Source organism: Salmonella sp. SAL04202 (assembly GCF_046550775.1).
In the GTDB taxonomy this organism is placed as follows: domain Bacteria; phylum Pseudomonadota; class Gammaproteobacteria; order Enterobacterales; family Enterobacteriaceae; genus Salmonella; species Salmonella enterica.
The window spans coordinates 500,808-519,224 of record NZ_JBGDXK010000002.1 but is presented as its reverse complement, the minus strand read 5'-3'; the positions used below and the strand labels follow the sequence as shown (position 1 = coordinate 519,224).

At 52.8% G+C, this 18,417-nt stretch carries 17 protein-coding genes and 1 riboswitch; of the genes, 7 read left to right on the top strand and 10 right to left on the bottom strand.

Features of this window, described 5'->3' with window-relative positions; all coding sequences use genetic code 11:
• Positions 1-85 precede the first annotated feature (85 nt).
• Both ACLJQJ_RS12790 and ACLJQJ_RS12785 read right to left on the bottom strand, forming a co-directional pair.
• Positions 86-1,327, bottom strand: coding sequence for a multifunctional CCA addition/repair protein (locus ACLJQJ_RS12790; RefSeq protein WP_000708447.1), 1,242 nt, complete (start codon positions 1,325-1,327; stop codon positions 86-88).
• Positions 1,328-1,389: 62 nt separating this feature from the next.
• The gene (locus tag ACLJQJ_RS12785) at positions 1,390-2,004 is read right to left on the bottom strand and encodes a TIGR04211 family SH3 domain-containing protein (RefSeq protein ID WP_001125344.1); all 615 of its coding nucleotides are present in this window, start codon (positions 2,002-2,004) and stop codon (positions 1,390-1,392) included.
• Between the two features lie 241 nt (positions 2,005-2,245).
• Here ACLJQJ_RS12785 and ACLJQJ_RS12780 point away from each other — a divergent pair, with 241 nt between their 5' ends.
• The 3 genes from ACLJQJ_RS12780 (at position 2,246) to hldE (ending at position 7,989) form a co-directional block, all read left to right on the top strand.
• The gene (locus ACLJQJ_RS12780; protein ID WP_039589275.1) at positions 2,246-3,547 is read left to right on the top strand and encodes an inorganic triphosphatase; all 1,302 of its coding nucleotides are present in this window, start codon (positions 2,246-2,248) and stop codon (positions 3,545-3,547) included.
• Positions 3,548-3,664: 117 nt separating this feature from the next.
• A complete protein-coding gene (gene glnE / locus ACLJQJ_RS12775) occupies positions 3,665-6,508 on the top strand; it encodes a bifunctional [glutamate--ammonia ligase]-adenylyl-L-tyrosine phosphorylase/[glutamate--ammonia-ligase] adenylyltransferase (protein ID WP_063809375.1) in 2,844 nt (947 codons plus the stop codon).
• A gap of 47 nt (positions 6,509-6,555) precedes the next feature.
• Complete coding sequence (hldE, locus tag ACLJQJ_RS12770) at positions 6,556-7,989, top strand: bifunctional D-glycero-beta-D-manno-heptose-7-phosphate kinase/D-glycero-beta-D-manno-heptose 1-phosphate adenylyltransferase HldE (RefSeq protein ID WP_000867682.1); 1,434 nt, start codon at positions 6,556-6,558, stop codon at positions 7,987-7,989.
• Positions 7,990-8,148: 159 nt separating this feature from the next.
• On the opposite strand, the gene ACLJQJ_RS12765 is transcribed toward hldE, so the two are convergent.
• The 3 genes from ACLJQJ_RS12765 to ACLJQJ_RS12755 form a co-directional block, all read right to left on the bottom strand.
• A complete protein-coding gene (locus tag ACLJQJ_RS12765; RefSeq protein WP_001804776.1) occupies positions 8,149-8,208 on the bottom strand; it encodes a type I toxin-antitoxin system Ibs family toxin in 60 nt (19 codons plus the stop codon).
• A gap of 239 nt (positions 8,209-8,447) precedes the next feature.
• Positions 8,448-10,127: a flotillin family protein gene (locus ACLJQJ_RS12760; protein ID WP_000342879.1), complete on the bottom strand. Its 1,680-nt coding sequence runs from the start codon at positions 10,125-10,127 to the stop codon at positions 8,448-8,450.
• Between the two features lie 18 nt (positions 10,128-10,145).
• Positions 10,146-10,766, bottom strand: coding sequence for an OB-fold-containig protein (locus ACLJQJ_RS12755; RefSeq protein ID WP_001650725.1), 621 nt, complete (start codon positions 10,764-10,766; stop codon positions 10,146-10,148).
• A gap of 257 nt (positions 10,767-11,023) precedes the next feature.
• Here ACLJQJ_RS12755 and glgS point away from each other — a divergent pair, with 257 nt between their 5' ends.
• On the top strand, positions 11,024-11,233 hold the full coding sequence (glgS, locus tag ACLJQJ_RS12750; protein WP_000928927.1) for a cell surface composition regulator GlgS: 210 nt from the start codon (positions 11,024-11,026) through the stop codon (positions 11,231-11,233).
• A 73-nt stretch (positions 11,234-11,306) separates the two neighbouring features.
• On the opposite strand, the gene ubiK is transcribed toward glgS, so the two are convergent.
• On the bottom strand, positions 11,307-11,603 hold the full coding sequence (gene ubiK, locus ACLJQJ_RS12745; RefSeq protein ID WP_000566824.1) for a ubiquinone biosynthesis accessory factor UbiK: 297 nt from the start codon (positions 11,601-11,603) through the stop codon (positions 11,307-11,309).
• A gap of 132 nt (positions 11,604-11,735) precedes the next feature.
• A riboswitch (FMN riboswitch) is annotated at positions 11,736-11,934 on the top strand.
• Positions 11,935-12,039: 105 nt separating this feature from the next.
• Between ubiK and ribB the strand changes: the two genes are divergently transcribed.
• Complete coding sequence (gene ribB, locus ACLJQJ_RS12740) at positions 12,040-12,693, top strand: 3,4-dihydroxy-2-butanone-4-phosphate synthase (RefSeq protein ID WP_001076978.1); 654 nt, start codon at positions 12,040-12,042, stop codon at positions 12,691-12,693.
• Between the two features lie 170 nt (positions 12,694-12,863).
• On the opposite strand, the gene dsbI is transcribed toward ribB, so the two are convergent.
• Genes dsbI through ACLJQJ_RS12725 form a run of 3 tightly spaced genes read right to left on the bottom strand, consistent with a single transcriptional unit; the run spans position 12,864 to position 16,043 of the window.
• A complete protein-coding gene (gene dsbI / locus ACLJQJ_RS12735) occupies positions 12,864-13,541 on the bottom strand; it encodes a protein-disulfide oxidoreductase DsbI (RefSeq protein WP_000345576.1) in 678 nt (225 codons plus the stop codon).
• Positions 13,542-13,555: 14 nt separating this feature from the next.
• Positions 13,556-14,227: a thiol:disulfide interchange protein DsbA/DsbL gene (locus ACLJQJ_RS12730; RefSeq protein ID WP_000096230.1), complete on the bottom strand. Its 672-nt coding sequence runs from the start codon at positions 14,225-14,227 to the stop codon at positions 13,556-13,558.
• A gap of 19 nt (positions 14,228-14,246) precedes the next feature.
• A complete protein-coding gene (locus ACLJQJ_RS12725) occupies positions 14,247-16,043 on the bottom strand; it encodes an aryl-sulfate sulfotransferase (RefSeq protein ID WP_000460265.1) in 1,797 nt (598 codons plus the stop codon).
• A gap of 399 nt (positions 16,044-16,442) precedes the next feature.
• Here ACLJQJ_RS12725 and ACLJQJ_RS12720 point away from each other — a divergent pair, with 399 nt between their 5' ends.
• Positions 16,443-16,619, top strand: coding sequence for a hypothetical protein (locus tag ACLJQJ_RS12720; RefSeq protein ID WP_000469259.1), 177 nt, complete (start codon positions 16,443-16,445; stop codon positions 16,617-16,619).
• Positions 16,620-16,685: 66 nt separating this feature from the next.
• Here the strand turns inward: ACLJQJ_RS12720 and zupT are convergent, their stop codons facing one another.
• Positions 16,686-17,459 carry a zinc transporter ZupT gene (gene zupT / locus ACLJQJ_RS12715; RefSeq protein WP_000115874.1) on the bottom strand — a complete coding sequence of 258 codons (774 nt, stop codon included), beginning with the start codon at positions 17,457-17,459 and terminating at the stop codon, positions 16,686-16,688.
• A 140-nt stretch (positions 17,460-17,599) separates the two neighbouring features.
• Between zupT and ygiD the strand changes: the two genes are divergently transcribed.
• Entirely contained in the window at positions 17,600-18,388 is a 789-nt protein-coding gene (ygiD, locus tag ACLJQJ_RS12710; RefSeq protein WP_063809376.1) for a 4,5-DOPA dioxygenase extradiol, read from the top strand.
• Positions 18,389-18,417 lie beyond the last annotated feature (29 nt).

Sequence of the window (18,417 nt, the reverse complement as noted above, 5' to 3'; positions counted from 1 at the left end):
GCGGCGTACCGCCTTGTCCGGCCTAACTGTTTTGTCGGTCTGATAAGCGCAGCGCCATCAGGCAATTTATCGTGCCGGATGGCGTTTAGCTGGCGGGGTTCGGGCAGCGCTTCTCTTTCCAGTTGGCGACCGCTGCAATTCGTCGCTTCGTCAGCTCCTCGCGAATCTCAATGCCCTTAAATCCGGCCTCCACCACCTCTTTCGTCGGTACCGCCTGCGCCACCTGCCAGGCTTCGCGCAGCCAGCGCCCCTGCGGGTAATCCGACGCTTCAAAGCCGGTACGTCCACGGACATCGGCTTCGCTGGTCAGCGCAATCTGCTCGACGCGCTGCGGTTTACGCCATGCATCAATGGCGTCAAACAGCTTAACGATCGTTTTCGGCTGGAGTATCGGAAAGGTGTGGATCAGATCGTGGTACTCGGCGACCAGTTTAGCTAAATCACGCAGGTCATTGGGGACGCGCAAACGCTGGCATAACTGTTCGACCAGTTTCACGCCCGCCGGGCCGTGGCCATGATGGCGCGGCCAGAGGTTTTTCGGCGTTAAGCCTTTGCCCAGATCATGACAAAGCGTGGCGAAACGGACATCAAGCTGCGGACTGAGCATAGCGGCCATCGACAGCGTCATCAGCGTATGAACTCCGGTATCAATTTCCGGATGCCACTTTGCCGGCGCGGGTACGCCAAACAGGGCGTCGATTTCCGGAAACAGGACGCGCAGGGCGCCGCAGTCGCGCAATACCTGGAAGTAAACCTGCGGATTGCGGGTGGTAAGCGCATTTTCCGTCTCTTTCCATACCCGTTCCGGCGTCAGATGTTCCAGCTCGCCTGCCGCGGTCATTTCGCGCATTAGCGCCAGTGTTTCATCGGCGATACGGAAACTAAGATGGGCGTAACGGGCGGCAAAACGCGCCACGCGCAATACGCGCAAGGGATCTTCGCCAAACGCGGGAGAGACATGGCGCAGTAGACGCGCCTCCAGATCCCGGCGCCCGTGGTAAGGGTCGATAATCTGTCCGTCATCGTCGCGCGCCAGAGCATTAATGGTCAGATCGCGACGCTGGAGATCGGCTTCCAGGGTAACGTCCGGCGCGGCATAACAGGTGAAGCCCGTGTAGCCGGAACCGGATTTACGCTCAGTACGCGCCAGCGCGTATTCTTCGTGAGTTTGCGGATGGAGAAACACAGGAAAATCACGGCCTACCTGCTGGTAGCCCGCATCAAGCATCTCCTGCGGCGTGGCGCCGACAACGACCCAATCTTTATCTTTAACCGGTAGCCCTAACAACGCATCCCGAACCGCACCACCGACCAGATAAATCTTCACGCCACTTTCCTTTTAAAAACGATCATCCTCTAATGATAAGACAGTGCCGCAGAGAAGGCGATTTAGTTCATCCAGCGGTCTTTGCGTTTACGGCTTGGGATCATATGCGGCAGCACCAGCCCTAACAGCAAGCCAATACCCAATACGCCGCCGCCATACATAAACCACTGCATAATAATGGTGCGCTGTTTGTCATCCAGTTGCAGATTCGCGGCGCTAACTTTTTTCTGCGCGACAATCAGCTCGTTTTTCAGCTTCTGGTTCTCTTCTTTTAGCCCGTTGATGACGCTGTCGCTTTGCGCCACTTTCTGCTGCATATCGGCGGTGCGCTGATTCCACGTGGTATCAATATTGTTGAGTTTATCGGTCAACGTTTTGACCTGATTTTCCAGATCCGGCACGCGGGTACGCAGGCTTGGCGTAGTATTCAGTTCTTTTAACGGTATCCAGGCAGTACGACCAGAACTGTCTTTAATTTGACCATAGTTGGCATCGCTCTGTAAGAGCGTGACTTCCTCGCCGGCGTTGACGGTACCCACAAGGCGATAATTATCTCCCGGACCGCTGCGGACCCAGGTATTCAGTTCATCAGAAACGTAACGCGTCTCTTCAGCATGAGAGACGGCGGTGGCGCTAAGCGCAAGTAAAGTTAGTCCAATCAGGCGTAATTTTGGCATCAGGCTGTCGTTATTGTCAGAGAAAGTGGAACGATAGTAACGGCATCAGTGTCGCTACGCAAAGTAGTCGACATCAATCGGAATCATCTGTGTCGCCTTTGCCGCTACGTCAAACTTTTACGCCCGTCAAATTGCTCGTTGCATGGCAATTTGGCGCAAAATACTATCTACTGACAAAAATAATGCGGGTAAGTTCGCCAAGAATCTTCCCAGATGTGACATAACCCATAAGTACAAGGCCATGGCTCAGGAAATCGAATTAAAGTTTATCGTCAATCACGACGCCGTAGATGCGCTGCGAAATCATCTTCATACGCTCGGCGGCGAGCATCATGCGCCCAGCCAGTTGCTGAATATCTACTTCGAAACGCCTGATAACTGGCTACGCCGCCATGATATGGGGCTGCGTATTCGTGGTGAAAATGGGCGCTATGAAATGACCATGAAAATTGCCGGCCGGGTAACGGGCGGGCTGCACCAGCGACCCGAATACAATGTCGCGCTAAGCGAACCCGTGCTGGATCTGACGCAACTTCCGGCGGAGGTCTGGCCTGATGGCAACCTGCCCGCTGGCCTGGCATCAAACGTACAGCCGCTGTTCAGTACCGATTTTTACCGGGAAAAATGGTGTCTGGACGTTGACGGCAGCAGGATTGAAATTGCGCTCGATCTCGGCGACGTAAAAGCGGGCGAGTTTGCCGAACCGATTTGTGAGCTGGAGCTTGAGTTGCTTCGCGGCGATACGCGCGCCGTGTTAAAACTGGCGAAGCAACTGCTGTCGCAAACCGGTTTGCGTCAGGGCAGTCTGAGTAAGGCGGCGCGAGGTTATCACCTGGCGCAGGGGAATGCGCCGCGAGAGAATACACCAACGGCAATTCTGCGGACTGCCGCGAAAGCCACGGTAGAGCAAGGGCTGGAGGCCTCGCTGGATCTGGCGTTGTCACAGTGGCAGTACCATGAAGAGCTCTGGCTGCGCGGCGACGAGTCGGCGAAAGAACACGTGCTGGATGCTATGGGATTAGTGCGCCATGCCTTAATGCTTTTTGGTGGCATTGTTCCACGTAAAGCGAGCGCTCACTTACGTGATCTACTTACCCAGGCGGAAGCGACGATGACATCCGCGGTGTCCGCCGTCACAGCCGTTTATAGTACGCAAACGGCGATGGCGAAACTGGCATTGACGGAATGGCTGGTGACGAAAGCCTGGCAGCCATTTCTGGACGCGAAGGCGCAGGCCAAAATGGCCGATTCTTTTAAGCGTTTCGCCGACATTCATCTTTCTCGTCATGCTGCTGAATTAAAAAAAGTTTTTGGACAACCTCTGGGTGATAAGTATCGCGACCAGCTGCCGCGTTTGACTCGCGATATCGACAGCGTTTTATTGCTGGCCGGGTATTATGATGCGATGATCGCGCAGGCATGGCTGGAGAACTGGCAGGGATTGCGTCACGCTATTATTACCGGGCAACGTATTGAAATTGAACATTTCCGTAATGAGGCCATTAACCAGCAGCCGTTCTGGTTGCACAGCGGAAAACGATAATCAGAACCGTAGAAAGCGCCTGATGACGCTGCGCTTATCAGGCTTACGGTATGCGGACTTGTAGGCCGGATCAGGCGAAACGCCGCCATCCGGCATTATTTAAAGGATATCCCCTAAATGACGCCGCTCTCTTCACCCTTATCGCAGTACTGGCAGACCGTTGTTGAGCGCCTACCAGAAGGATTTACTGAGACATCGCTTAGCGTGCAGGCGAAGTCAGTACTTACATTTAGCGATTTTGCGCTGGATAGCGTGATAGCGCATCCGGAGTGGCTTGCCGAACTGGAATCCGCATCGCCGCAGGCTGATGAATGGCGACATTATGCTGGCTGGTTACAGGAGGCGTTGGCAGGTGTCTGTGACGACGCCTCGCTGATGCGTGAACTGAGGTTTTTTCGTCGTCGCATCATGGTACGCATCGCCTGGGCGCAGACGCTGTCGCTGGTGGACGATGAGACTATTTTACAACAGTTGAGCCATCTGGCGGAGACGCTCATTGTGGGGGCGCGCGACTGGCTGTATGCCGCCTGTTGCCGCGAATGGGGAACCCCCTGTAACCCGCAGGGCGTTCCGCAGCCGCTGTTGATTTTAGGCATGGGCAAGCTGGGCGGCGGCGAACTGAATTTTTCGTCTGATATCGATCTGATTTTCGCCTGGCCGGAACATGGCGAGACCCGGGGCGGGCGTCGTGAACTCGATAACGCCCAGTTTTTTACGCGTCTCGGGCAGCGGCTGATCAAAGCGCTGGATCAGCCCACAATGGATGGTTTTGTCTATCGGGTGGACATGCGCCTGCGACCGTTTGGCGACAGCGGCCCGCTGGTACTGAGTTTTGCCGCGCTGGAGGATTACTATCAGGAGCAAGGACGCGACTGGGAACGCTACGCCATGGTGAAAGCGCGGCTAATGGGCGATAACGACGACGCCTGGTCTCGTGAATTACGCGCCATGCTGCGGCCTTTCGTTTTCCGCCGCTATATCGATTTCAGTGTCATCCAGTCGCTACGTAATATGAAAGGGATGATCGCCCGCGAAGTGCGACGCCGCGGTTTGAAAGACAACATTAAACTTGGCGCGGGCGGTATTCGTGAAATTGAGTTTATCGTGCAGGTATTCCAGCTCATCCGCGGCGGGCGCGAGCCGTCGCTACAGTCGCGTTCGTTACTGCCAACGCTGGATGCTATCGCTGCGCTGCATTTGCTGCCTGAGAATGACGTGGCGCAACTGCGCGTGGCCTATCTTTTTCTACGTCGTCTGGAGAATCTGCTGCAAAGCATCAATGACGAACAGACGCAAACGTTGCCTGCCGACGATCTGAATCGGGCGCGGCTGGCCTGGGGAATGAAGGCGGAGAACTGGCCGCAGCTTGTTGGCGAACTGACGGATCATATGGCTAATGTACGCCGCGTATTCAACGAATTAATTGGCGATGATGAAGCCGATACCCCGCAGGAGGAAGAACGTTCAGAGCCGTGGCGTGAAGTATGGCAGGATGCGCTACAGGAGGATGATTCGACGCTAGTGCTGGCGCATTTAGCCGATGAGGATCGGCGACAGGTTCTGACCCTCATCGCTGACTTCCGTAAGGAACTGGATAAACGCCCTATCGGCCCGCGCGGGCGGCAAGTGCTGGACCAACTGATGCCGCACCTGCTTGCTGATGTCTGTTCTCGCGAAGACGCCGCTGTTACGCTATCGCGGATAACGCCGTTGCTGGCGGGGATTGTCACTCGCACCACCTATCTGGAGCTGCTGAGCGAATTTCCTGGCGCGCTGAAACACCTGATTATGCTCTGCGCCGCTTCGCCAATGATAGCGAGCCAACTGGCGCGTTATCCGTTGTTGCTTGATGAACTGCTCGACCCCGGCACGCTTTATCAGCCGACGGCTACCGACGCTTACCGCGACGAATTACGCCAGTATTTGCTGCGCGTGCCGGAAGAGGACGAAGAGCAACAACTGGAGGCATTACGCCAGTTTAAACAGGCACAGCTTTTGCGGATTGCGGCGGCGGATATTGCCGGTACGCTGCCGGTGATGAAAGTGAGCGATCACCTCACATGGCTGGCGGAGGCGATGATTGATGCTGTGGTGCAGCAGGCGTGGACGCAAATGGTTGCGCGTTATGGTCAGCCAGCGCATCTGGACGAGCGCCAGGGGCGGGGGTTTGCGGTTGTCGGTTATGGCAAGTTGGGCGGATGGGAGCTGGGCTACAGTTCCGATCTGGATCTCATCTTCCTGCATGACTGTCCGATGGACGTCATGACCAACGGCGAACGCGAAATCGACGGGCGGCAGTTTTATCTGCGCCTGGCGCAGCGCATTATGCATCTGTTCAGTACGCGCACCTCCTCCGGCATTTTGTATGAGGTGGATGCGCGTCTACGCCCCTCTGGCGCGGCGGGAATGCTGGTGACTTCAGCGGACGCGTTTGCCGATTATCAGCAGCATGAAGCCTGGACCTGGGAACATCAGGCATTGGTACGCGCTCGCGTGGTATATGGCGACCCGCAGCTTACCTCACAGTTTGATACGGTGCGCCGCACTATCATGACGACGGCGCGCGACGGCAAGACATTGCAGACTGAAGTGCGTGAAATGCGCGAGAAAATGCGGGCGCATCTCGGCAATAAGCATCGCGATCGTTTTGATATTAAAGCTGATGAAGGCGGTATTACGGATATTGAGTTTATCGCGCAATATCTGGTACTGCGCTACGCTCATGAAAAACCTAAATTAACGCGCTGGTCTGATAACGTGCGCATCCTGGAGCTTCTGGCGCAAAACGGCATTATGGATGAACACGAAGCGCAGGCGCTGACGGTAGCCTACACCACACTGCGTGATGAACTGCACCACCTGGCGTTGCAGGAGCTTCCCGGTCATGTGGCGCAGACGTGTTTTAGCAAAGAGCGCGCGCTGGTGCAGGCAAGCTGGCGGAAGTGGCTGGTAGCCGTTTGAATTATGCTATTATCGCGCGCAAATTTTGAATCTCTCAGGAGACAGGAATGAAAGTAAATCTGCCAGCGTTTGAACGTGCAGGCGTCATGGTTGTGGGTGATGTAATGCTGGATCGCTATTGGTATGGCCCCACTTGCCGTATTTCACCGGAAGCGCCGGTGCCCGTGGTTAAGGTAAATACCGTTGAGGAACGTCCGGGCGGCGCGGCGAACGTGGCGATGAACATTGCGTCTCTGGGAGCGAACGCCCGTCTGGTCGGCCTGACGGGTATTGATGACGCCGCGCGCGCGCTGAGCAAAACGTTGGCGGAGGTCAATGTGAAGTGCGACTTCGTCTCGGTGCCGACGCATCCGACGATTACCAAACTGCGCGTGCTATCACGTAATCAGCAGCTCATTCGTCTTGATTTTGAAGAAGGCTTTGAGGGGGTGGACCCGCAGCCGTTGCATGAGCGTATCAACCAGGCGCTGGGATCGATCGGCGCGCTGGTATTGTCCGATTATGCCAAAGGCGCTCTGACCAGCGTGCAGACTATGATTTCCCTGGCGCGCCAGGCGGGCGTGCCGGTGCTCATCGATCCGAAAGGAACGGATTTTGAACGTTACCGCGGCGCCACGCTGCTGACGCCAAACCTTTCTGAATTTGAGGCGGTCGCGGGGAAATGTAAAAGCGAAGACGAACTGGTTGAACGTGGCATGAAACTCATTGCCGATTACGACCTTTCCGCGCTGTTGGTCACGCGTTCCGAACAGGGAATGACGCTGCTGCAACCGAATAAAGCGCCGCTACATATGCCGACGCAGGCGCAGGAAGTTTATGATGTTACCGGTGCGGGCGATACGGTGATCGGCGTGCTGGCGGCGACGCTGGCGGCGGGAAATACCCTGGAAGAGGCGTGTTATTTCGCCAATGCGGCGGCGGGCGTAGTGGTAGGTAAACTCGGGACGTCAACGGTTTCCCCTATTGAGCTGGAAAACGCAGTGCGCGGACGCGCGGATACCGGCTTCGGCGTTATGACCGAAGAGGAGTTGAGACAGGCCGTCGCCAGCGCGCGTAAGCGTGGCGAGAAAGTGGTCATGACCAACGGCGTTTTCGATATTCTGCACGCGGGCCACGTCTCTTATCTGGCGAACGCGCGCAAACTGGGCGACCGCCTGATTGTTGCGGTCAATAGTGACGCCTCGACTAAACGTCTGAAAGGCGAAAGCCGTCCGGTTAATCCGCTCGAACAGCGTATGATCGTGCTGGGCGCGCTGGAGTCGGTCGACTGGGTTGTCTCTTTTGAAGAGGATACGCCGCAACGACTGATTGCCGGTATTCTGCCGGATCTGCTGGTAAAAGGCGGCGACTATAAGCCGGAAGAGATCGCGGGCAGCGAAGAGGTCTGGGCCAACGGCGGTGAAGTCATGGTGCTGAACTTCGAAGATGGTTGTTCCACGACCAATATCATCAAAAAGATCCAGACCGAGAGCGAGAAGTAAAACCGCGTCATCAGGCGTTACAGACGCGGCGGGCGCTGATTTTGAAGGCGCGTCGGACATTTTGTTTCGACGCGTATCTCGCGGTTGACGCTGCTTTTTTTTCGACCTAAAGTAAAGGAATAAGGGTGAGAGGGGATCTCTCCCCCCTCTGATTGTCTGTTAGTAAGCTGCGAAACTTATCAGTAACAGAACAATCAGTATGATGACCTGGTGCATCATAACCCTTTCCTTATTAAAGCCCCTTCCTCGGGAGGGGCTTTCTCGTTTCAGCCCCTTGCTGACATCGCGATTGTTGGTGAGTGGCCTGTCTGGCGCAAGGGCTTTCTCCCGCCGATTTTGCGTTACTGGATCGCCCAAGCAAAACGGCCTGCTGGTCATAACGCTTTGTACAGACAAGGTGGAAAAAAGATAAAAAAATCCCCGGTCTTATGACCAGGGACAGGAGATATGGCGGGGGGTTATTGCTCTTTTACCGTTGCTTCGCGATTAATCTCATCCGTTGCCGATGAAACCAACGGCGTGGTCAGCGCCTTTAGCGAGCCGCCAGCGATGCCAATCTCGTTTAACAGCGAATCGATCAGCGGCGCCTGGGTACGATAGGTGAGCGCGGCAGATAACGCTTGTTCCGCCAGGTTTCCCCCGTTAGCGCCGCCAGCGGCGACGTCGCCCGCCGTCGCGCCGCGATTGAGGCCATCGACCTGAATAATCTTAATGCCGTCGATGGATTTCATCGGTTCAACAGACTTCTCAATAACAGCAGGCAACGATTGTAAGAGCGCTAGTTTAAATTTGAGGCTGGTTTGTTCGTCAGATAGTACGTTGATAGCGTCATTCAGCGCCCGTTGCGCTTCGGCTTCCGCCAGACCTTTTTTACGCGTTGCTTCCGCCAGTTCGATGATGGCGGCGGCTTGCAATTCTGCCGCTTCTTTCTCTGCTTTTGCCCGAACGGTCAGTTCGACCGCTTTGGTTTCCGCATCCTGCGCCGCGGCGATCAGAGCGACCTGTTTGGCGCGATCCGCTTCGGCGGTCTGGCGGGTGGTTTCTACGTTTTGCTGGGCGCGAACCGCATCGGCCAGCGCGTCGTTGGCGCGCGCTTCTGCTTGTGATTGCTGCTCGGATTTGGCGGCAATGGCGATAGATTTCGTCTGGTTGGCGATTTCTGTCACCTGTTGCTGTTCGATCTCTTTAATACGTACTTCACGCTCGGCCTCAACTTTCCTGGACCGTACTGCTTGCTCACGTTCGATCTCCGTCTCCTGGATCTGCCGCTCAGCAAGAATGCGCGTCTGTTCTGCTTCACGATGGCGCTCGGCCTCAAAAGCGGCAATTTTGGCGTTTTGTTCGGCGGTGCGGGTTTTAACCTGTTGCTCCTGCTCCAGAGTCATAAAGGCTTCTTGCTGCTCGATTTCCAGCTTGCGTTCAAGCGCGTCGCGGTTCTTTTCGCGCACCGCCACTTCCACATCCTGTTCCACTTCATTACGTTCACGACGGCGGCGTTCGGTTTCCTGCGTCAGTTTCGTCAGACCTTCGGCATCAAAGGCGTTGTTTGGGTTGAAATGCTCTTTGGACGTTTGGTTAAAGTTGGTTAATGAGACGCTTTCCAGTTCCAGGCCGTTTTTCGACAAATCTTCCGCAACGGTGTTTTGTACGCCCTGAACGAAGTTTTCACGCGTATCCTGTAGCTCATGCATCGTCATCTGGGCCGCGGTAGCGCGTAAGGCGTCAACGAATTTATCCTCAACCAGCATACGCAGATCTTCCGGCGACAGCGTTCGCTGGCCAAGCGTTTGTGCGGCGGTGGCAATACCTTCAACAGAGGGTTTTACACGTACGAAGAAAGCGACGACCACGTCAACGCGCATACGATCTTTGGTGATCAGGCTGTCGACGGTAGCACGGCTGACTTCAAGTTTTAGGGTATTCATATTGATCGGAATAATTTCGTGAAAGATTGGCATCACAATAGCGCCGCCGCTCATCACCACTTTTTGCCCGCCAAGCCCGGTACGGACAAACGCCTGTTCCGCAGATGCGCGGCGATAGAGGCGAGCAAAAATGATCCCGATAATTAGTAAGACGATAACCGCCACGATGGCGGTAAACATCCATGATGGCAATATGCCAAAAACATCATCCATTATGTAAGTTCCTCTCAATTAAACGTAGAAGGTACGCTCAGCCAAATAGCGCGTTGCGGAAAGTCGGCAGACAATCAGCACCTTGTCTCCTTTTTTAAATTCTTTTCCCTTTTCGGGTTCCAGCAGTAAATAGTGAATCTGGCCGAACTTATCGGTAAATTTTCCTTCGCAAGGTGTACCGGCGACGGCGGCGTGGCCGGTAATAATCGCCATGCCGCCGATAAATTCCTCTTCCCTGAGGGCGGAGCTTTCATCTCTGGGTAGCCAGGGCGCGAGGATTTTTCCGCTGTAATGCACGGCAAAGACCGACAGGACAATGCTCAACGGGACCAGCAGCAGATTGCTGAGCGGCACTTGCCAGAGCATGATCCCGCCATGCTGGATGAGGATACCGAAGAGGCCGAAATAACCGGCCAATAGACAGAGGACGACCAGGGCGGGAACGCGTCCAATATTCAGATAATGAAGCGCCTGGCCCGCAGGGCCGGATGACAGGGCGTCATAATGATCGAGATGGGCGTCGAGCGCGCCTGAAAGAAAGTGGCCAAAAATCAGAGAAATCATCTCCAGCACGCCGATAAAGAAAACGAACGCAATGGCAAACAGATAGGGGCTGTTATACTCCGCAAATAAGGTCATATTTTCTATCCTTGTCGCCGCCTTCAGAAGGGTGTTTGCGTGATAATTTTCATGCTTGTTATTTCATTGCGTTACAATATCATGTGACCCATATCTCCTTAAGTCCGAAAAGCGATTTATCCGTCGTTATCTTTGGTGAATATTGTGATTTTGCGCATTAAATTTGCGCACGTTATGTATAAAACCGCCGTACATATAGGGAAATACTGAAATTAGAAAAAGCATATAGCCTTAACAGAATTCAATAACTGGAGGGTATGCTGATGAACAACAATAACGTCTATTCATTAAATAATTTCGATTTTCTGGCGCGCAGTTTTGCCAGAATGCAGGCGGAGGGGCGTCCTGTTGATATCCAGGCGGTAACCGGCAATATGGACGAGGAGCATCGCGACTGGTTTTGCAAGCGTTACGCGCTTTACTGCCAGCAGGCGACTCAGGCGAAAAGGTTAGAATTAGAACACTAATGCAGGCTCCCTTTACAGGTGCAGGGCATTATTCAGATCTTATATGAGCGGGCCGTCAGGCCCGTTCACGTTTTTACTCTTGTGGATCGACTGGCGGGATGGCGGGCGCAGGTTTTACTTCTTCAGGCTTGTCGCGAGCTTCCAGTTCGCTGAGGCGTTGCTCCAGCAGCGCCAGTTTTTCCCGGGTGCGCAGCAAGACCTGAGTCTGGACATCAAACTCTTCGCGGCTCACCAGATCGAGACGCGTCAACTGAGATTGCAGCGTTTGACGGATTTTTTTCTCGATATCTTCCCCGAACTCGCGAATACCTTTCGGCATTGACTCATGAACCTGGCGTGCGATTTGCTCAATTTTTTTCGGGTCAATCATTGTGGTTTCCCTGAACTGGTAAGTGTTAGCTCTTATTGTAGTGCGATATGTGGACGCCATAAACCAGAATTGTGTGACGTCATACGGAGTAAAGGCGTTGATGAAGGTAATCAATAGCGTTATAGTTAACCCGCTTATTCTCAGGGCGGGGCGAAATTCCCCACCGGCGGTAAATCAGCGATGTTTAACGCATTTCTCATCACGGCGCGCCGTGACGGAACGCGGAGAGCAGGTTGAAAGCCCGCGAGCGCTTTTTGCCATAGCGAAAAGGTCAGCAGATCCGGTGTAATTCCGGGGCCGACGGTTAAAGTCCGGATGGGAGAGGGTAACGATCCAGTCGGGCATGGACCCGCTCACGTTATTTTTTTGCCGCTTGTCGGCACTCCTAAGACTGCCCTGATTCTGGTAACCATAATGTTAATGAGGTTTTTTTACCATGAATCAGACGCTACTTTCCTCTTTTGGTACGCCTTTTGAACGTGTTGAACTTGCACTGGATGCGCTGCGTGAAGGACGCGGTGTGATGGTGCTTGATGATGAAGATCGTGAAAACGAAGGCGATATGATTTTCCCCGCAGAGACGATGACCGTAGAACAGATGGCGTTAACCATTCGTCACGGTAGCGGTATTGTTTGCCTGTGTATTACTGAAGACCGTCGTAAGCAGCTCGACTTGCCAATGATGGTGGAAAACAACACCAGCGCCTACGGCACCGGTTTTACCGTGACCATTGAAGCCGCAGAAGGCGTGACCACCGGCGTTTCCGCCGCTGACCGTGTCACTACGGTGCGTGCGGCAATTAAGGATGGCGCAAAACCGTCCGATCTTAACCGTCCGGGGCACGTTTTCCCACTGCGCGCTCAGGCGGGCGGCGTGCTGACGCGCGGCGGTCATACGGAGGCGACCATCGATCTGATGACGCTGGCCGGTTTTAAACCTGCAGGTGTACTGTGCGAGTTGACTAACGACGATGGGACGATGGCGCGCGCGCCGGAGTGTATCGCGTTTGCAGGCCAGCATAATATGGCGGTAGTCACGATTGAAGATCTGGTGGCTTACCGCCAGGCGCATGAGCGCAAAGCCAGCTGATCGAACGGATCATGGTTGAAAAAAGCCGATGAGATGTCATCGGCTTTTTTGTATTCCTTCGGTGCCATATTGTTCAGTTTCAAAGAACGACGAATAAGCTGAATGGTAAAATTATTGTGAGAAAAGCAGAGGCCTGAATGCAGACCTCTGCTTTGGTTTATCTATTCAGGTTATTTGCCTCTGGCCAGTTTCAATGCCCAGGCGCCGCTCATCACCAGCAGCAGAATCAGGCACAACCCAAAGGCCAACATACATGCCTGCGCCATGTTCATAAAGTGCCAGGGCGGAAGCAGATACCAGCCTTCGGACTGCTGGTAGAGATCGACAAACCACTGCTGTACGCTACTGAGCGTTACGCCATCAGGGACGATAGGCGCGTCATAACCGCAGTCTCCGGTAGGTTTAAACCACTCCGGTGCCCATTCCGCCAACGGTAAGTTGAAAGGAAAGGTAGGGTCAGTCGAACATCCTTGCACGCCAAAAAGTGAATCGGGGTCCGCATTATGTACCGCATGATGGATACCATTAAGCTTAATAGAAAACTTAATGCCCATAATGCTGCCATAAAACGCCGCGATGCAGCCAATCAGCTTCAGCACGATATTTTTGGGATTTATCGCCGCAATCACCCCGCCAATTACCATCACAAACATCGCGTAACGAATGTAAACACACTGTTCGCACGGCGCCATGTAGAGGTAGATTTGGAAGAACGAGTGCGCCAGGATAATTAACCCTCCCATCGCGATGGCCATTAACAGCCACAGAAAGCGCTGTTCCTGCCATCTCACCAGCGTATCCACTGGTCTTGCGCGTAGGTCTCGCCATAATCCCTTAATAAAATCCATAATCGTTTCCCTGCTTATTTTTTAGTGGCCAGTTCCCGAACGAGTTCAGCCATAGAATCGATGGATTTGATGTTTTTGGTATAGATAAGGTACTTGCCGTTGACGACGTAAGCCGGAACACCCTGAATTTTGGCAACGTCATAGGCGGCTTTCCATTTTTCCAGAGTCTCCTGAACGGCAGGATCTTTCAGCGCTGCTTCAAAATCAGCCTGGCTCATGCCTGCGGCGTCCAGCCCGGTTTTAATAAATGCCGCCGGATCTTTCCCATCTGACCAGCGCTCTTTCTTATCATGGTAAGCCGCATACCAGGCGAACTTCGCTTTTTTGAATTGTGATTTAGCATCAAATAACGAAATCCCGGCAGCTTTATCTTTGGCGATCAGGACTGCAAATACTTCGCTGGCCTGTTTGCCATATTCGCCTTTTGTTTCCAGGTGGAACGGAGTGAACGTAACGAGATCGGCTACTTTGTCAGAAACCGGACCTGTTACGGCTTTGTCATATTTGTAGCAGAAAGGGCAGGCGTAGCTAAATACCTTAATCAGCGTTTTATCCGCATTAGGAATCGGTTTCTCCAGAACCATATAATCTGTGCCCTCGGTAAAAGCCGATGCCGCAAAAGGAGTGACCAATGCCGCGGTTAATACTACGCTTTTAAATAAAGAGGTAATCCATTTAGATGACATATTAATTCCTTCCCGTTATTTATTTAAACATTTGCGTTGGATGAACCAGTAATGCACGATAGTGAGTCTGGTTGGGTTTATCCGACAGCACATCAATTTCAACTTTCACTTCTTTCGTTTTATAGTCAATCTCATTCAGTTTGCCGACTGTGGGTTTACCAACGTCGAACAGGTTAATAGAACCGCCAAAGCCGAACATGGTGTCGCGGTCTTTTTGATATTCAACAACCGAGGTAATAGGACTATAGAAATCATATCCACGTTCTTTACCGTATTCCCAAACTTGTTGTACGGTGCCTTTCTTCTCATCGATCTTATATTCGACAAAACGGGAATATTTCATGGTCGGTAGAGCCGGTTGCTCCAGGCCGCGACCATCGCCGTTATCAAAGACCGTTAACGTGCCTTTGCTGGAAAGCCATGCCGTATGTTGGGTATAGGTGAAATCGAAATCGGTGTCCTTACACTTGCCGTTTTCGTCACAGGTCAACGGCTTACCATGATCGTCTACCGGTTTCAGCAATTTACTGGCTAGCTGCTTATTCCAGCCTTTAGACGGTGCCAGTATCCATTTCACCTGCTTATCGCGACCAATTTTTACAATACCCTGATGGCGGGAAGAAAGGATGATGGAGTCGTCTTTCGCGTCATAAGCGATAGAGTTGACGTGCGCCCAGTTACGACCGGCACCAACGCCAAGCGCATCGCCATACGGCGTATCCGGTTCGAGTTTCGCCTGCTGTCCGGCATGGGCCAGATCGACGTTCACGCATACTGCGCCCGCATCCAGCGCGCCGAGCAGCGCATCACGCATAGGGTCGAGGATTTTGGTTAAATCCCAAACGTCTACTACGCGGCCAGACTTATCAACCTCAATGATTTGGTCACGAATCGTATGAACATGTATGCCGTCTTCTTTGCGGTAATCGCGTTTGCCGACGCGCAGCAGTACGGTGCCGTTCACGGTTTCGATGGATTCATGAGACGCATCCAGGAACCCACGCGGCAGTTTATGATCGGCAAGAATTTGCCCCATCATGTCAAACTCGTACCAGTGTTGGCCCTGCACCGCGGTAAAGGTGCCGCGAGGCGTTTCACGAATACCCATCAGATAGCCGCGTTTGTTGATATTCATATCGTGGCCGTCGTAGAAGGTATCTTGATCCAGCCACCAGCGATATTCACCCTGGGTGTCGACCACAAACGTATAAGGGGCGATATCGAAAGGCAAAGCACCGCCCGCCGGACCGGCATCAAGAATGCCCGCATTTTTATCTTTTTCGCCGTGCCAGTGAAATTCAGCGCCCTGCGGCGTAAAGGTATGGGTATTTACCAGATAAAGACGATCTTCAAATCCTGGCGCGACTTTAATAACTTTCGTTTGCTGGAGATCTGAAATAGAACGGTTATCCATATAATGGTTGACGATGGCGGACGTCTGCACCACATAGTCATCCTTCATGGCTTTGCCGTTTTCTTTATATTCTACCGTGACGTTGTTGGCAAATTTCTGATAAAGGCCAAAAATAGGAATACCGTCATAGGTTTCTAAAGACTCTTTCCCAACGGTATAAGTAACGGGAACGCCTTTTTCCCCTTTGCCATGTACAGTAACTTTAACGTCTGAAATAACATGGCTATCTAATTCCACCAGCGCGGTGAGAGGGGCATTACCGTAAGGATCGACAACGACTGCGCCTAATTTCCCTGCGGGCTGCGCCGGTTGAAAACCTGCGGCAAACGTACTGGCTGCGGTGAGTCCGCATGTCAGTGCGACGGCACCGGCAAGTATTGTTTTCCGGTATTGGTCAAACATGGATATATCTCCTTATATACAACTTCTAAATATAATACTTCTGAATATACTATGTTTTTATGAATGATAAATGAGGTAAATGATTGGTCTTTAAATATAAGTCATGATGCTGTTGCTTATTTTAAAGTATATTCTGTATCAATATCTTTTAATTGCCTGAGTGAGTCGATAGTAGGAGTGTGATATTTTAAGAACAATATAAATTAGTACGAAGTGTGATCTTATCGACATTGTTTTCTGCTTAATACCTCTTTCATTATTGTGTTTCACCACTGATTTATATGATCAAAATCATTTATTTGTTCCACAAATATGCCAGTATATGAATACGTCAAAATAAGGGTATGTAAAATTTTAACGTTAAATGTTTAGTGATGTTAAATTTTAAGGGTAAAAAGGATGTTTATTGCCTGGTATTGGATAATATTAATCGTTCTGGTGGTAGTAGGGTATATTTGCCATATGAAGCGTTATTGCAGAGCGTTTCGGCAGGACAGAGATGCATTACTTGAAGCGCGAACGAAACGTTTTCGCCAGACGAGCGAAGGCGACAGCGTGATGAATGAGCAGAAATAGCGCATATCCTTGACGGGCAGCCGGATGTTGCCTGGCTAAAGGCCTGCATCCGGCGCGACGTTTCTCTTAACCGATACCTATAGTCTGCAAAATGACGAGACTGAGCCCCATGATGGACATACCGCAAAGCACGCCATAGCTGGGGTTATTGTTAGGATCGATCTCTTTTGCCAGCGGCATCAGTTCATCGACGGAGAGCGCCACCATAATGCCGGCGACTGCCGCCATGATAGCCGCCATAACGATTGGCGAAACCAGGCTGCCCAAAATCAGCCACGCCAGCACGCCGCCAAGAATTTCCGCCATGCCGGAGATACCGGCCCAAAAAATCGCGGTACGTTTTGAGCCCGTCGCGGCATAAACCGGACCGGCAACCGCCAGACCTTCAGGAATATTGTGCAACGCCACCGCCAGTGCGATGCCGAAACCCAGTTCAAGATTGCTGCTGGCAGTGACAAAGGTGGCGATCCCTTCCGGAAAGTTGTGCAGACTAATGCCGAGCGTCAATAAAATCGCAGTGCGTTTTATCGAGCCGGGAAGCGGCTGCTGCCTTTTTTGCACCAGATCCTGCGGATGAGCGTGAGGAAGCAGGCGGTCCAGCCCGAAGTAGCCCAACAGGCCGATAATAAACATTCCGTAGCCCAGTACAGGCGACATCCCCTCGGTATCAAGCGCGGCGGGCAGCATCTCCATCAGCGAGATAAGCAGCATGATCCCTGCGGCGAAGCCCAGCGAAAAAGCCAGCACGCGGTTAGACGGTTTTTGGCCGAGAACGCCAAGAAACGCGCCAATAAAGGTGGCGGCGCCCGCCAGTAAGGTCAGAATAAGTGGTACTGACATCCATTACTCCTTATCAATTTGCCGTCCGAACCTGACCTTCAAAATAACTGATGATCTTCATCATAGTTATCTGAGTTCTTCCTCTGTGAAGAAAGCGTATGGTGATGTTAACAAAATGTCTTTCCTGTAAGGATAACATCATGTCTTTAACGTGTATGCCAGCATTGTTTTTGGGGCATGGCAGCCCGATGAACGTGCTGGACGATAATGATTATACCCGCGCCTGGCGGCGATTGGGGGAAGCCCTGCCGCGACCACAGGCGATAGTGGTGGTGTCGGCGCACTGGTATATCCGTGGGACTGGCGTCACAGCGATGGAAAGGCCGCAAACTCTCCATGATTTTGGCGGTTTTCCGCAGGCGCTGTATGACACGCATTATCCGGCCCCGGGATCGCCTGCGCTGGCGCAGCGTCTGGTTGAACTGTTGGCTCCCGTTCCCGTCGCGCTCGATAAAGAAGCGTGGGGATTTGATCACGGCTCCTGGGGCGTATTGATCAAGATGTACCCGAATGCGGATATCCCGATGGTGCAGCTTAGTGTTGATAGTACCAAACCGGCGGCATGGCATTTTGAGGTGGGCCGTAAACTGGCGACGCTGCGTGACGAAGGCGTGATGCTGGTGGCCAGCGGGAATGTGGTTCATAACCTGCGGACTGTGCGTTGGCACGGTGACAATATACCGTATCCCTGGGCGGCGTCATTTAATGACTTTGTGAAAGCCAATCTGACGTGGCAGGGGCCGGGAGAACAGCACCCGCTGGTGAATTATCTGCAACATGAAGGGGGTGCCTTATCGAACCCGACGCCGGAGCACTTTTTACCTTTGCTGTATGTACTTGGCGCCTGGGACGGCAAGGAACCTATCACCATCCCGGTCGACGGTATTGAGATGGGCAGTATAAGTATGTTGTCGGTGCAGGTGGGGTAGGCCGGATAAGGCGCTGAATGATTGCCCGA